Consider the following 14229-nt stretch of genomic DNA (forward strand, 5'->3'; position numbering starts at 1 on the left):
AGCTAGCCGAGCGTCGAGACGAAGACCAAGGCCGTGAGCGCAACGAGAGCCGCGATGGTGCGCCAGTGCCACGTGACTCGCAGCTTCGTGAATTCGCTCGTGGCGACATCCAGATGCCCATCGTCGCGCAGTTGCTCCCAGTGGGTGCGGATGACATGGGCCGCTTGGCCAGAGTCAGACGTGATCAGGTCGCCGGGTCGCACCGTGCCGGCCAGGTAGCTCGACTCGGGCAGGTTCGCACCGTCTTGACGCACGGCCGAGAAGACCGAATGGCGACCGGGTGCGGGCGCAGCCCACGCTGTAACGGTGCCGTGCGGAGTCTCGAGAGTGAGCGCATATTTGGTGTCGATGCGACGGATTTCTGGCCACGCGACCTCGATAGTGCGCAAAACGTTGCGCACGCTGACGCCGGCGGCAGTCACATAAACGTTGGGGCGCCAGAACATCGCCCACGTGAGCAGCGAGAGGAGCCCAAAGATGGGCGCCACTTGCAGGGCATCCAGCCAGCGACCTTGAATAGCCGTGATGACAAGGCCCGCCGCGAAGGCAGCAATGACGATGATCGAAAGTACGCGCCCGAATCGCGAGTGCAGGGTGAAGTTTGGCGACACGGAACTATGTTCCCACGAGCACACCGCATCCAGGGCGAAAGGCGAAACTCCTGATGACTGAGACGGCTATGACTGAGACAACAACGAAGACTCCCGCAATTGAGGTCACGAACCTCGGTGTCGACTTCTGGGTTGAAGGCGAGTGGGTTACCGCTGCCAAGAACGTGAGTTACTCGCTGCAGGGTGGCGAAGTTCTTGCCATCGTGGGCGAATCCGGATCGGGCAAGAGCACGAGCGCCATGGGGCTGCTCGGGCTGCTGCCCGAGAACGGGCGTATTTCGGGCAGTGTGAAGTTGGCTGGAGAAGAGTTGGTCGGCGCATCGCTGCACCGCCTGCGCCAGTTGCGCGGTGCCGGCATCGCGGTGATTTTCCAAGAGCCCATGACAGCGCTCAACCCGGTGTACACGATCGGGTTCCAGATCGTTGAGGCGCTTCAAGTGCACAACGCCGGCATGCTGCGGGTGGATGCTAAGAAGCGCGCGCTCGAACTTCTCGCGATGGTTGAACTGCCCGACCCGCAAAAGGCGTTCGACTCCTACCCACACCAGTTGTCTGGCGGCCAACGCCAGCGAGCGATGATCGCCCAGTCCATCTCGTGCGACCCGCGGGTGCTCATAGCCGACGAGCCAACCACGGCGCTCGATGTGACCGTGCAGGCCGAAATTCTGGAACTGCTGCACCACTTGCGCTCCAAGCTCGACAGCGCGATCATCCTCATCACTCACGACATGGGGGTTGTCGCAGACCTCGCCGACCGCGTGATGGTGATGAAAGATGGCGAAGTCGTGGAGACGGGAACAGCAGAAGCGCTGTTCGAGAAGGCGACGCATCCGTACACCCAAGCGTTGCTCGCCGCGGTTCCTCACCTCGGCGAAGCGGGGGAGGCGTCTGCTTCGAAAGACGACCGCGACGTTGTGCTCACGATGACGGGCGTCGCGATTGAGTATCCGAAGCGTGGGCGAGTGCCTGCCTTCCGTGCCGCCGACGACATCAACCTCACCATTCGTCAGGGCGAAGTTCTCGGTCTCGTAGGAGAATCCGGTTCGGGCAAGACCACGATTGGTCGCGCCGTTGTCGGTTTGCTCCCCGCGGTCGAAGGCACCCTCGACATTGTCGGCACGAACATGGTCGGCATCAACAAGAACGACCTGCGGGCAGTTCGCCGCGATATCGGCATTGTGTTTCAAGACCCCGGTTCGTCGCTGAACCCGCGGATGCCGATCGGCGAAAGCATTGGGGAGCCGCTGCGCCTCGGTGGCGGTTTCAGCCGCAAAGACGAAGAAGCTCGCGTGAGTCTGCTTCTCGACCGGGTGCAACTCTCGTCTCACATGCGTAACCGCTACCCGCACGAACTGTCGGGTGGACAACGCCAGCGCGTTGGCATCGCTCGTGCTCTAGCGCTGAGCCCCAAGCTGCTCGTGGCCGATGAGCCGACGTCGGCCCTCGACGTGTCGGTGCAGGCAAAAGTTCTTGAGCTGTTTCAAGAGCTGCAAAAGGAACTCGGCTTCGCCTGCCTCTTTGTGACTCACGACCTGGCCGTGATCGATATCCTCGCTGACCGCATCGCCGTCATGCATCGCGGCAAGATCGTGGAACAGGGCACGCGCGATCAAGTGCTGCGCAGCCCGAAAGACCCGTACACGCAGCGTCTCATTGCGGCGGTGCCGTTGCCCGATCCCGAGGAGCAGCGTCGTCGTCGCGCCGAGCGCGAGGGGCTCGTCTCTTAGCTCAGCGGGTATTCAGCAGACGGCGGGAACCCGATTCCCGCCGCCTGCCTCCCGTGACCAACCGGGCATAGAACGGGAAATCTAGCGTTCTGTGCTGGCTGGAGCTAGTGTCGTCGACTCGTCAATTGTGGTGTTGTCGGCGATTGCTGTGACTTCTTCAGAGGTAAGCGGAATCCACGGTGACCCATCCGGATCAGACGAGAACGCTGCGGGGCTGTCGCCCTGAGTCCACCATTTGGCTTCGTAAGGAACACCGTCGAAGAGAACGCGATCCTCTTCTTCGTACACTGACGTGCCATCCCAGTCGGGGTAGGTGCCGTCGGCCACGGTCGGAACCTCGACTGGCGTCTCGCCCTCAAGCACCGGGCCGACGAGCGTCCATGGTGTCTCCCACGAGTTGAGCACTGGGTTATCGGGAAGATCTCCTCGAGTCCACCATTTGGCTTGATACACGTTGCGGTGCAACACGACCTTGGTGCCGGCGAGGTAGCTGGAGTCTTCGTCCCAGATCTCATATGGGCTGGTCGCCGGGTCATCGATGAGGTCGGCAGGGTCAGACGGCTCTTCAGTCGTGATGGTCTTGGCCGAACTGGCGAGCTGACCGTCGAAATCTTCGGCCAGCACATCGGCGAAGAGCAGATCGCCCTGATCCACACCGCTGCAGGCATCGGAGACGCGAGTGACATCGGCATAGTTGGGGCCACAGGTCGTGTCGCGGTTGAGCGACCACATCGACATGCGCCCAAGTCCCTGCTCGACGGCAAACTCGTTCAGCGTTGCGGCGTCGTCCATCGTGAAGACTTCGTCTTCGTTGTCGTTCTGGCCGATCATCGGGGTCGCGCCGAGCTTCGTCCAGAGGGTGGCATCCGTCAGTTCGATTCCAGCTTGGTCATAGAGAATGCCGAGTTGGCGGTGCGTCTCCTCGAGAGCGCGAATGGAGGCATCCCCGCTGGTTTCGTCGTCGGTCATGCTCTGACCAAAGTTCATCGTCATGATGTTGACGCCAGAGACGTCTACTCCGGCATCCAACATTTGTGTGACTGCTGTGGTGCCGTCCTCGGTGAGGCCGAAGGTGGCAGCGGGCAGCGTGAGCCACACAGCGAGGTCGTCGCCAGCAGCGCGGCGCGACTGCTGCAGGTCAGCAATAGCGGCGGCGCGACGTTCACCGGCAGCGGTATCGCTGAGGTTCTCGCCCTCAATGTCGAGGTCGATCGTGGTGGAGGCGTAGCGGTCAATCACCGAGCTGTAGGCCTCAACGAGACTGTCGTGATCGGTGCAGGATGTTGCGAGCTCGTCGTTCAGCAGTCCGCCGAACGATACCCCGACATCCCCACCCTGCTGCTGCAAGCGTGCGATGCGGCGGTCGAGGTCGAGCGATACTGCTGCCTCATCCATTGTGTAGGCGGTGCCCCAGGTAGGAGTGCAGGCGTCATCGGTTGCGGCGACGATGAACGAGAGCATTACCTCGTTGCCGCTGTCTGATGTGGCGGACTCAAACTCATAGCTAGGGGTTGCCGTGACATCCACATAGGCGGCGAACCACGGGTCTGGGGCTGGTGCGGCCTGAGTAGATGCCCACGCCTGGTAGGCGAACAGGCCACCAGAAGCAACGGCGACAGCGACAACCACTGCAATAACGAGTCGCCAGAAGGAAAGGCGATGGGTTGCAGAACTCATGATCGAACCTCTCTGGTTTCATCAATAGGGGGGAGCATCTCGGCGAAGACAATCGAGTCGCGCACCTTGCGGTGCGATCCGCTGTCATCCCCGTAGTAGAGGATCGAACGCCAGTCGAGCGTGGTCGAGTCCGGCTCGGGTTCCGCCTTCTGCTTCCTAGGTTTGCGTTCGACGAACAGAGGACTAGTGACACCAATCCAGATGTCGACGATCGCATTCCAGATGCCGATGTAGGAGACGAGTGCGAGCCCAGCGAGGATCGTGTTGAACGCTGCAAAAGCGGCGTTGCCCCAGTTGCCGGCATTGAGGTCGCGCCAGAAGGTGAAGGCAGAGAACCCAATAATGATCAGCGGTGCAATCACATACAGCAACGGGGTTGCCGTGCGGTTGCGCACCTTAGGGGTGCGAGCGAACGGAATCTTCTTGCTCGTGATGGCTTGCTCGAGCGACTTCAGCACCCCGGCTAGGTTCACCGGAAGAAGGATCAGGTTGAAGCCGTAGATACGGAAAATGTCGCTGAACTTGTAGCCGCTGTAGCGCAGGTCGCTTCCCATTGCCAAGAAGTACGGAACCGCCGCCAGCAGAACCACCGGGCTCAGCAGTCGGCTGTCGTACGGGTAAGCGAGGAGGAATACGAGGCCGAAGCTGGCCCACGTAATCGACGTCATGTAGTTCACGCGCAGGAAGAACTCGGTCCACGGCACCGTTTCGCCACGGGCCCGACGTTCACGCATCTGGCGCATGAGCTTCGGCATGATCAAGAGACCACCGTTGGCCCAGCGTCGACGCTGAACAACCAGTGATCCGAAGTCGGGCGGGGTGGCGCTGTAGCTCAGGCGCTCGGGGTAGTTGACGAGCGTCCACCCATGGGTGCCGAGGTCGATGCTCGATTCGGTGTCTTCGATAACCGTGCGGTCTTGAACATACCTTTTGACGGTGAAGCCGCCCTCGGTTTCGGTCTCGACAATGTCATCCAGAGCAGCCTTGCGGATGACGGCGTTGGCGCCCACCCAGAAGGTGGCGCCGTAGTACGACTTGCCCTGGTGCAGGATGTGCTGCAGGTCGGTCGTCGCCCCGGCGAGGCGTTCGATGCGCGTGCTAGCACCGCGGAACGAAGAGTACGGAGTCTGCGTCACGGCAACGCGAGCGTTGTCTTTTTGCTCAAGAAGGTAGACGAGGCGCAGGCAGTAGTCGCGCAGCAGGAGCGAGTCGGCATCGAGGGTGAGGAGGTATTCCGAATCGGGAATAGAGAGGTCGCCGGCTCCGGCGTGGCTCACGGGCCGCAGCACCGTGCCGTCGGGAGTTTCTTCGGGGCGGTAGTTGCCACCCATCAGGCCGATGTAGGCGTTGAGGTTCATCGCCTTGTTTGCTTCGTGAGAAACAGACGCGTAGAGCTTGCGCTCGAAGGTGGACAGCTCGGCATCGAAGGTGCGCGCGAGGCGACGGTAGAGCTCATGCAAGCGTGTTGCTGGCGGAACCATGTTCTCGTCGAGAGCGGCGCCCAACGCATCGGCTGTCAGCTGAAGTTCGCCAGCTAAGCCCTGAAGAACCTGAGCGACGAAAAACTCGTCAACGTGGTCAATGCGCTGTTCGTTGTCTGCCTTGTTCTCGAGCCACGCGGATGCCCACTGGTACTGACCGGCAAGATCCGCGAGTTCGGTGATGCCCATCGGCCGTTGTTGGCGCAGTCGTGATTCGAAGACCGACAGAGCATCAGCGAAACGTGCGCGGGGAGCGGCGAGCTCACGCTGAATCTCTTCGGTGAGTTGGCGCGACTTCGACAGCTGGGCTGCGGCATCCGGGTCATCGGGAAAGGGCGGGTCATCAAGCAGGAGTACGACGCTAAGGCTCGGGTATTCCTGGAGGCATGCCGACCAGAGGGTCGCACGAACAACGTCGGGCTCTTCGCTGTAGCTGGGCACCAACACGGTGATGGAGCCCTGGTTGTCGGCAAAGTGGCGGTCGAGTTCAGCGCGGGGAACCCGGGCATGAGCCCGAAAGCGTTGGAACGCACCGTGGCGGGCGATCAAGTACATGAGCGCCGAGAAGGTGAGGAAGGTCACCACAATGACGTACGAGATGGCTTCTGTGGTGAAACGGAAACTCTCGGTGCCGTTATTGATGAACTGACGAGCGATTGTGTAGATGACATAGGTCAGCCAAAACACAATGGTGGCGACAATAGCGAGGCGAGCAAGCGCAATTTTGCGGTCGCTCGGCGCGGGATGAACAGTGGGTAGCGGTTCGAGGCGCGACTCAGCGCCCCACTGGCGACGCCGGGAAGGCGCAACCGTAGGATTTTTGGGCATAGTGGTTAGGTCCCTTGTGTGCAAGATCGGCATCTTTCGGGTAGACGCCGGCGGGTATCCTGCACGCCCAGTATTCGTACTGGGTTTAGTTGTTGCAACAAAAGGCTACGTGTCGACGAATTGGTATACCCGCCAAAAGCGGTCTAGTAAGCTGCGGAAACGCCTTGAATATCGTTGTTCATCCCGGGAGGAACGAATGCCTCGCACCATCGCCATCATCGGCGCTGGTCCTTCGGGACTCGCCGCTGCCCGGGCTCTCGATAAGGCGGGCATTCACTACGTCGGTTTCGAGTCTGCGAACGACGTCGGTGGCCTCTGGAATATCGACAATCCGCGCAGCACGATGTACGAATCCGCGCACCTCATCTCTTCGCGTACTACGACGGAGTTTCGAGAACTGCCCATGCAGTCCACGGCCGATTATCCGAGCCATCGCGAACTCAGGAAGTACTTTCGGGCCTACAGCGATCGCTTCGATCTGGGCGAGAAGTTCCTGTTTAACACCACCGTCGAAAGCGTCGAACCGACCGATGATGGCGGCTGGGACGTCACGAGCATCACCGTGGGGCACGAGCCGCGAACGGAACGCTTCGACGGTGTTGTATTAGCTAATGGCACACTTGCTCGCCCCAGCATCCCGCAGTTCGAAGGCACATTTTCTGGTGAGATCATTCATTCGAGTCAGTACAAGAGAGCAACGATGTTTGCCGGAAAACGCGTGCTCGTGGTGGGCGCCGGCAATAGCGGGTGTGACATCGCCGTGGATGCCGTGCACCATGCCGACAGCATCGATCTGAGTGTGCGCCGGGGCTACTACTTTGTTCCGCGTTACTTGTTTGGCAAACCGGCAGACACCCTCAACCAGGGCCGCCCGCTGCCGGCCCACCTCAAGCAATTCATCGACAAGCGAGTGTTGCGCGCGTTCACGGGGGACCCGGTGAAGTTCGGCTTCCCCAAGCCCGACTACCGCATCTACGAATCTCACCCCATCGTGAACACTCTCGTGCTCGGCCATCTCGGCCAGGGCGACCTTCGCGTCGTGCCCGCACCCGAGCGCTTCGACGGTAATACCGTGCATTTCACCGACGGCAGCGAGGCCGACTACGACCTCATTGTGTTGGCCACCGGTTACACGCTCGCGTACCCCTTTGTGGGGGCGGAGCACCTGAATTGGTCTTCCGACGCGCCTGAGCTGTATTTGAACATTTTCCCGCCTAGCTTCAATGGGCTCTACGTGATGGGCATGATCGAGGCGAGCGGCATCGGCTGGCAGGGGCGATACGAGCAAGCCGAACTTCTTGCGGCCTACTTGGCAGCTCAAGACACCGCACCCCGTGCCGCCGCACACTTTCGTGCAACCGCTGAAGAACCGTGGCCCGACGTCACGGGTGGCTACAAATACTTGGCACTTGAACGCATGTCGTACTACGTCAACAAGGATGCGTACCGACGCACGATTCGACGCTTGCTAGAGACGCTCACCCGAAAGGCGAACTCATGACGATCGATGATGCGCAGCTCAACTTCAGCCCCGGCTCGCTCATCGCGCTCAGCATCGTGCTCGGCCTCATTATGTTTGGAATCGCCCTCGATACGCGCCTCGAAGACTTTCAGGCAGTTGTGAAAGCACCCCGCGCGTTCGCCATCTCTCTCGTTGCCCAACTCGTGCTGCTCCCCGCTGTGACCTTCGGACTCACCCTGCTGTTGCAAGTAGGCCCGTCGATCGCCCTCGGGCTGATTCTGGTCGCGTGTTGTCCGCCGGGAAACATTTCGCAAGTGCTCACCTATCGTGCGCGCGGCAATGTCGCGCTCTCCGTCTCGATGACAGCGGTCACGAACGTGATCTACATCGTCATGCTGCCCGTGAACCTGTCTCTGTGGGGCGGGTGGCACCCCACCGCATCCACCATTCTTGAGAGCGTCAGCCTCAACGCTGGGCAGATGCTGCTCGAAATCGTGCTCATCATCGGGTTGCCATTCGCGGTGGGGTTCGCCATCAAAAACCGCTGGCCCGCCTTTGCTAAAAAAGTACAGCCCACCGTGAAATGGATCAGCCTGCTCGCGCTGCTGGGCTTCATCGTCGCGGCGCTCGCCGGCAATTTTCAGTTCTTTATCGCCTATGTCGGCGTTGTGCTGCTCGCCGTCTTTCTGCATGATGCGGTGGCGCTCGGCCTCGGCTATGCCAGTGCCCGACTGGGCGGGCTCGCCCTCTACGAAGCCAAAGCGGTCACGTTTGAGGTCGGAATACGCAACGCCGGGCTGGGGTTGGGACTGGTGTTCACCTTCTTTGGGGGACTAGGCGGAATGGCCGTTGTTGCGGGATGGTGGGGTATCTGGGACATCATCGCTGGGCTCGCGCTGGCAACATGGTGGGGCCGACGAAAGGCTCGAGGCGCCAATGGCGGTTCGGGGCCGATTTCGGGCGGAACGGTAAACAATACGGAGGCACACGCATGAGTCGAGTTCTTGTGACGGGTGGCACGGGGTTCTTGGGCACCTCGGTAGTGGCCGGGTTGGCTGCATCCGACGCCATCGAGTGTGTGGTGAGCGCCGATATTCGCACTCCTAGTCCCGGGGTGCGGCTGCCGGGGGTGCTGTACGAACGTCTCGATGTGACGGATGCCGCGGGCCTTCCTGCTCTGCTTCGTCGCCACCACATCGACACGGTGGTGCATCTCGCTTCTATCGTGAACCCTGGCAAGAGCACGACGGTGAGCCAAGAATTTGCGGTCGATGTGGAGGGCTCCCGCGCTGTCTTTGATGCTTGCGTCGAAGCGGGAGTATCGCGCATCGTCGTGTCATCGAGCGGTGCCACCTATGGCTATCACGCCGACAATCCGGAGTGGATCAACGAGACCGCTCCTCTTCGTGGCAATGACGACTTTCCTTATAGCCGCCACAAGCGCATGGTCGAAGAGATGCTCGCCGAGCTGCGCGAGACAACTCCGCAACTCACCCAGACCATTTTTCGGATCGGCACCATTTTGGGCCCGTCGGTTGAGAACCAGATCACCGCGCTGTGGGAGACTCCGCGGGTGCTGAAACTCGCCGGCGCAGAAAGCCCGTTCGTCTTTGTGTGGGTGGATGACGTTGTAGAGGTCATGGTGCGCGCTGCAAGCGGCGGGCCGGCAGGCATCTTCAACGTGGCTGGCGATGGCAAGATGACTGTTCGCGAGATCGCAGCAGCGCTCGGCAAAAGATTGATAATCATCCCGCCGTGGCTCTTCAGCGTGGTCCTGACGGTCGGGCATGCGCTGAAACTCACGCCGCATAAACGAGCTCAGGTGAAGTTCTTGTTGTACCGCCCGGTGCTCGACAACGGCGCCCTCAAGTCGACGTTCGGGTTTACGCCGCGCAAGTCGAGCCGCGAGGCGTTTGCCGCTTATGTCGAGGCACGGTCGCTGCGGTAGCAGGCTGCAGGCGGCTGTTCCGTGCCCGCAGAGCGCGCGCCTCGAGTCTGTATACAGTTCATCCTAAATTTGGCTTGATTTCTCTTCAAACATGCTTAGACTGGAGTTCTTGTATACAAAACTGCGTTTGCGGACTTTTGTCCCTACGTCAGTTTGACGGTCTCAGGAGGTGCGCATGGCAACACCCATCCGTGCCAGTGACCGCGCCTATCAAGCCCTGCGCGATGACATCATCGAGTGGCGTCTGGCCCCCGGAACGATTCTGGGCGAGGTCGAGCAGGCTGCGCGGCTCGGGGTGTCCCGCACCCCGCTGCGAGAAGCGCTGTCTCGACTGATGACGGATGGGCTGGTGTCGAGCCAGTCTGGTCGCGGGCTTGTCGTTACCGATGTATCGGTCGACAACATCCGCGAACTCTTTGATGTGCGCAAAGCGCTCGAAGTGAAAGCGGTGCGTTTGGCAGCACAACACCACACGGGAAGTACCTTCGCTGACCTCGAGCGGGAGTTCGAAACCGTGCCCGAATTGCTTGCACGTGACGACAGTGACCGCAGCGCCTACTTCGATCTTGTGCGCCGTTTCGACGCGGCCGTCGATGATGCTGTCGAGAATGACTACCTCACGGGTGCGCTCAACTCGTTGCGCACGCATCTGGTGCGGGTGCGCCGTCTCGCCAAAGACAACCCCGAGCGCTTGGCTGCGGCGGCCAAAGAGCACCTGCTTATCGTGCAGGCCATCGTCGCTGGCGACCCGGAATTAGCCGCCCACGCCACCCATGTTCATCTCCATCACGCGCTCACGAGCGCACTAGCCATGGCCGCAGAATCTCCGCTGCGCGCCGTCAATTGAAAGGCTCCACTGTGAAAAACCATGCCCTCCGCGTCTACCGCAGCGATGAAAACCTCGCTCGCGAAGACCAGCTCGCCCACAAGATTGCCGAAATCGCTGCCGAGCAGCTTGAACCAACGGATGCCGTGACCGACATGGTCATCAACCGTGTGATTGACAACGCCGCTGTTGCCACTGCATCCCTCACCCGCGCGCCCGTCGTCTCGGCTCGGGCTCAAGCGGAACGTCACCCCGCAGAGCCAGGCTCGACGGTCTTCGGCTCCGACGAGCGCGTCAGTCCGGAGTGGGCAGCCTGGGCTAATGGTGTTGCCGTGCGCGAGCTCGACTACCACGACACGTTCTTGGCCGCCGACTACTCGCACCCCGGCGACAACATCCCGCCGATCTTGGCCGTTGCTCAGCACACGGGGCGCACCGGCGCTGACCTGTTGCGCGGAATCGTCACGGGCTACGAGATTCAGATCGACCTCGTGAAGGCGATCTGCTTGCACAAGCACAAGATTGACCATGTTGCCCACCTCGGCCCGAGCGCGGCCGCCGGCATCGGAACCCTTCTCGGCCTCGACACCGAAACCATCTTCCAGGCCGTCGGTCAAGCACTGCACACGACGACCGCTACGCGCCAGTCGCGTAAGGGCGAGATCTCCACGTGGAAGGCATACGCTCCCGCGTTTGCCGGCAAGATGGCCGTCGAAGCTGTCGACCGTGCCATGCGCGGCCAGACCAGCCCCACCCCGATTTATGAAGGTGAAGACGGCGTGATTGCGTGGATGCTCGACGGTCCAGACGCACACTACGAGGTTCCGCTGCCCGAGCTAGGGGAGGCGCGCACCGCGATCCTCGACTCGTACACGAAGGAACACTCGGCCGAGTACCAGGCGCAGGCGTGGATCGACCTCGCTCGCAAACTGGGGCGCGAGCATCCAGAGCTGGTGGAAGAGAACATCAACCGCATTGTGCTGCACACTAGCCACCACACGCACTACGTGATCGGCTCCGGCGCTAACGACCCGCAGAAGTATGACCCCAACGCGAGCCGCGAAACTCTCGACCACTCCATCCCGTACATCTTCACGGTTGCCTTGCAAGACAAGGAATGGCACCACGTCAACAGCTACGCGCCTGAGCGTGCCAATCGCGCGGACACGATTGCATTGTGGAAGCGCGTGACCACCGAAGAAGATGCCGAATGGACGCGTCGCTACCACTCGATCGACCCCGCCGAGAAGGCATTCGGCGGTCGCGTCGAGATCGAAATGGCCGACGGCAGCCGCATCGTTGAAGAGATCGCCGTTGCGGATGCTCACCCGCTCGGTGCTCGACCCTTCGCCCGCGAGCAGTACATCACCAAGTTCCGCACCCTCGCGGATGGCGTGCTCGCGAGCGACGAAATCGAACGCTTCTTGGACGTTGCTCAGCGCCTGCCCGAGCTCTCGCCATCCGAACTAAGTGGGCTGACCGTACGCGGCAACTTCCCCGCCATCACCGCCAAAGGAATCTTCTAATGCTGTACGCCTCCACAGATCCAGCCACCAAGCGTGCCCAGTTCCGCGAGCGTCTTGCCAGCGGGGAACTGCTGCGCGTGCCCGGCGCCTTCAACCCGCTGAGCGCTCGCCTCATTCAAGACAAGGGCTTCGACGGCGTCTACATTTCGGGTGCTGTCATCAGCGCCGATCTGGGTTTGCCCGACATCGGCCTGACGACCCTCACCGAGGTCGCCGGTCGTTCGCAACAGATATCGCGGATGACCGACCTGCCGTCACTCGTTGACGCCGACACCGGTTTCGGCGAACCTATGAACGTCGCTCGCACCGTGCAGACTCTCGAAGATGCGGGAGTCTCCGGGCTCCACATCGAAGATCAGGTCAACCCGAAGCGCTGCGGACACCTCGACGGCAAAGCTGTCGTCGACACTGACACCGCCCTCAAGCGCATCCGCGCCGCAGTCGATGCCCGTCGCGACCCGAACCTGCTCATTATGGCTCGCACCGACATCCGCGCCGTTGATGGCCTAGAGGTAGCGATGGACCGCGCGAAGCAGCTTGTTGATGCCGGAGCTGACGCGATCTTCCCCGAGGCGATGAAAGATCTCAGCGAGTTCGAGGCGATGCGTAAGGCCGTGGATGTTCCGATCCTCGCAAACATGACAGAGTTTGGTAAGAGCGAACTTTTCACGACAACCCAATTGGGCAATATCGGCGTAAACATTGTTATTTATCCCGTAACCCTGTTGCGTAGTGCCATGGGTGCTGCGGAGCGCACTCTCGATGCAATCAACGCCGACGGCACCCAGCAGTCTGTTGTCGGAGAGATGCAGACGAGGGCTCGCCTGTATGAATTGCTCGACTACGAAAGCTACAACACCTTCGATTCATCGGTGTTCAACTTCACGCTCGACAACCATCACTAAACGACGCACTTACTCACTTGAACTCGAACGACACCACCGAGGAGCACCATGACTGACCTAACAGGTACCCCCGCCACTGAGATTCGCAAGGGGTTGGCCGGCGTCGTCGCCGACACCACCGCGATCTCCAAAGTGAACCCGGAAACCAACTCCCTTCTCTATCGCGGTTACCCCGTGCAAGAACTTGCCGAGAAGTGCACCTTTGAAGAGGTGGCTTATCTGCTGTGGCACGGCGAACTGCCGATCGGCGAACAGCTCGAAGAGTTCCAGCGCGTCGAGCGGGCGCAGCGTCACCTCGACGCTCACACCAAGCGTGTGATTGACGAGTTGCCGCTCACCGCGCATCCAATGGATGTCGTTCGCACCGCCGTTAGCGTGATCGGCGCGATGGATGACACCCTCACCGACCCCGCCAGCATGATCGACGCAGACCTCAACCTTCAGCGCTCGCTGACTCTCTTTGCGAAGCTGCCCGCGATCATTGCGTACGACCAGCGTCGTCGCCGTGACCAGGAACTTGTTGAGCCGCGCGATGACCTCAGCTATTCGGCCAACTTCTTGCACATGACCTTCGGCGAGGTTCCTGACCTCGTTGTCGTGAACGCGTTTGATGTGTCGATGATTTTGTACGCCGAGCACTCCTTCAACGCCTCGACCTTCACCGCTCGTGTGGTGACGAGCACGCTCAGCGACCTCTACAGCGCCGTCACGGCCGCGGTTGGCGCTCTCAAGGGCCAGTTGCACGGCGGAGCAAACGAAGCCGTCATGCACGTCTTCGACGAGATCGAGACCGCAGCGAACGCCGAAGCGTGGCTCGAGACCGCGCTCGCCGAGAAGCGCAAGATTATGGGCTTCGGCCACCGTGTCTACAAGAACGGTGACTCGCGGGTTCCCACGATGAAGGCTGCGCTCGAAACCTTGATCGCCGAATTCGACCGCCCCGACATGATGGAACTCTACGAGGCACTCGAAACGGCCATGACGAGCCGCAAGAGCATCAAGCCGAACCTCGACTACCCGAGCGGCCCCGCGTATAACCTCATCGGCTTCGACACCGACATGTTCACACCGCTGTTCGTCGCTGCGCGAATCACCGGCTGGACCGCTCACATCATGGAGCAGGCTGCTTCGAACGCCCTCATCCGTCCCCTCGCGGCGTACTCGGGTGTTGACGAGCGCCACATCAGCTAGAAGTTTTGCCGTTAGGGATTGTATTAATAACAAGTAGTGACAGGATG

The 14229-nt window shown here is 60.9% G+C and carries 11 protein-coding genes; 8 read left to right on the forward strand and 3 right to left on the reverse strand.

Going from position 1 to position 14229, the window contains the following annotated elements; translation table 11 throughout:
• Positions 1-2: 2 nt before the first annotated feature.
• Positions 3-611 (reverse strand): PH domain-containing protein, encoded by a 609-nt coding sequence (locus tag I6E56_RS12075; protein ID WP_197138761.1) that lies wholly within the window; start codon positions 609-611, stop codon positions 3-5.
• Positions 612-679: 68 nt separating this feature from the next.
• On the opposite strand from I6E56_RS12075, the gene I6E56_RS12080 reads away from it, so the two are divergent.
• A complete protein-coding gene (locus tag I6E56_RS12080; RefSeq protein ID WP_231606608.1) occupies positions 680-2338 on the forward strand; it encodes an ABC transporter ATP-binding protein in 1659 nt (552 codons plus the stop codon).
• 81 nt (positions 2339-2419) lie between these two features.
• On the opposite strand, the gene I6E56_RS12085 is transcribed toward I6E56_RS12080, so the two are convergent.
• Together I6E56_RS12085 and I6E56_RS12090 are read right to left on the reverse strand one after the other, a co-directional pair.
• A complete protein-coding gene (locus I6E56_RS12085) occupies positions 2420-4015 on the reverse strand; it encodes a chitinase (RefSeq protein WP_197138763.1) in 1596 nt (531 codons plus the stop codon).
• Entirely contained in the window at positions 4012-6324 is a 2313-nt protein-coding gene (locus tag I6E56_RS12090) for a glycosyltransferase family 2 protein (protein WP_197138764.1), read from the reverse strand. The genes I6E56_RS12085 and I6E56_RS12090 overlap by 4 nt, the downstream gene beginning before the upstream one ends.
• Before the next feature lie 196 nt (positions 6325-6520).
• Here I6E56_RS12090 and I6E56_RS12095 point away from each other — a divergent pair, with 196 nt between their 5' ends.
• From I6E56_RS12095 to I6E56_RS12125, 7 genes are all read left to right on the forward strand, one after another.
• Positions 6521-7825 carry an NAD(P)/FAD-dependent oxidoreductase gene (locus I6E56_RS12095; protein ID WP_197138765.1) on the forward strand — a complete coding sequence of 435 codons (1305 nt, stop codon included), beginning with the start codon at positions 6521-6523 and terminating at the stop codon, positions 7823-7825.
• The gene (locus I6E56_RS12100; protein WP_197138766.1) at positions 7822-8781 is read left to right on the forward strand and encodes a bile acid:sodium symporter family protein; all 960 of its coding nucleotides are present in this window, start codon (positions 7822-7824) and stop codon (positions 8779-8781) included. Before I6E56_RS12095 ends, I6E56_RS12100 begins: the two co-directional genes overlap by 4 nt.
• Complete coding sequence (locus tag I6E56_RS12105; protein ID WP_197138767.1) at positions 8778-9734, forward strand: NAD-dependent epimerase/dehydratase family protein; 957 nt, start codon at positions 8778-8780, stop codon at positions 9732-9734. The genes I6E56_RS12100 and I6E56_RS12105 overlap by 4 nt, the downstream gene beginning before the upstream one ends.
• 175 nt (positions 9735-9909) lie before the next feature.
• Positions 9910-10581 carry a GntR family transcriptional regulator gene (locus I6E56_RS12110; RefSeq protein WP_231606609.1) on the forward strand — a complete coding sequence of 224 codons (672 nt, stop codon included), beginning with the start codon at positions 9910-9912 and terminating at the stop codon, positions 10579-10581.
• An 11-nt stretch (positions 10582-10592) separates the two neighbouring features.
• The gene (locus I6E56_RS12115) at positions 10593-12086 is read left to right on the forward strand and encodes an MmgE/PrpD family protein (protein WP_197138768.1); all 1494 of its coding nucleotides are present in this window, start codon (positions 10593-10595) and stop codon (positions 12084-12086) included.
• Positions 12086-12991 carry a methylisocitrate lyase gene (gene prpB, locus I6E56_RS12120; protein WP_197138769.1) on the forward strand — a complete coding sequence of 302 codons (906 nt, stop codon included), beginning with the start codon at positions 12086-12088 and terminating at the stop codon, positions 12989-12991. Before I6E56_RS12115 ends, prpB begins: the two co-directional genes overlap by 1 nt.
• 48 nt (positions 12992-13039) lie before the next feature.
• The gene (locus I6E56_RS12125; RefSeq protein ID WP_197138770.1) at positions 13040-14182 is read left to right on the forward strand and encodes a bifunctional 2-methylcitrate synthase/citrate synthase; all 1143 of its coding nucleotides are present in this window, start codon (positions 13040-13042) and stop codon (positions 14180-14182) included.
• Positions 14183-14229 lie beyond the last annotated feature (47 nt).

This window comes from Salinibacterium sp. NK8237 (genome assembly GCF_015864955.1).
Classification (GTDB): Bacteria; Actinomycetota; Actinomycetes; order Actinomycetales; family Microbacteriaceae; genus Rhodoglobus.

What these genes read in the sequence shown, in the direction of transcription:
- I6E56_RS12080 (WP_231606608.1), top strand. Translation starts at nt 680, where the DNA reads ATGACTGAGACAACAACGAAGACTCCCGCAATTGAGGTCACGAACCTC.
- I6E56_RS12085 (WP_197138763.1), bottom strand. Translation starts at nt 4,015, where the DNA reads ATGAGTTCTGCAACCCATCGCCTTTCCTTCTGGCGACTCGTTATTGCA.
- I6E56_RS12090 (WP_197138764.1), bottom strand. Translation starts at nt 6,324, where the DNA reads ATGCCCAAAAATCCTACGGTTGCGCCTTCCCGGCGTCGCCAGTGGGGC.
- I6E56_RS12095 (WP_197138765.1), top strand. Translation starts at nt 6,521, where the DNA reads ATGCCTCGCACCATCGCCATCATCGGCGCTGGTCCTTCGGGACTCGCC.
- I6E56_RS12100 (WP_197138766.1), top strand. Translation starts at nt 7,822, where the DNA reads ATGACGATCGATGATGCGCAGCTCAACTTCAGCCCCGGCTCGCTCATC.
- I6E56_RS12105 (WP_197138767.1), top strand. Translation starts at nt 8,778, where the DNA reads ATGAGTCGAGTTCTTGTGACGGGTGGCACGGGGTTCTTGGGCACCTCG.
- I6E56_RS12110 (WP_231606609.1), top strand. Translation starts at nt 9,910, where the DNA reads ATGGCAACACCCATCCGTGCCAGTGACCGCGCCTATCAAGCCCTGCGC.
- prpB (WP_197138769.1), top strand. Translation starts at nt 12,086, where the DNA reads ATGCTGTACGCCTCCACAGATCCAGCCACCAAGCGTGCCCAGTTCCGC.
- I6E56_RS12125 (WP_197138770.1), top strand. Translation starts at nt 13,040, where the DNA reads ATGACTGACCTAACAGGTACCCCCGCCACTGAGATTCGCAAGGGGTTG.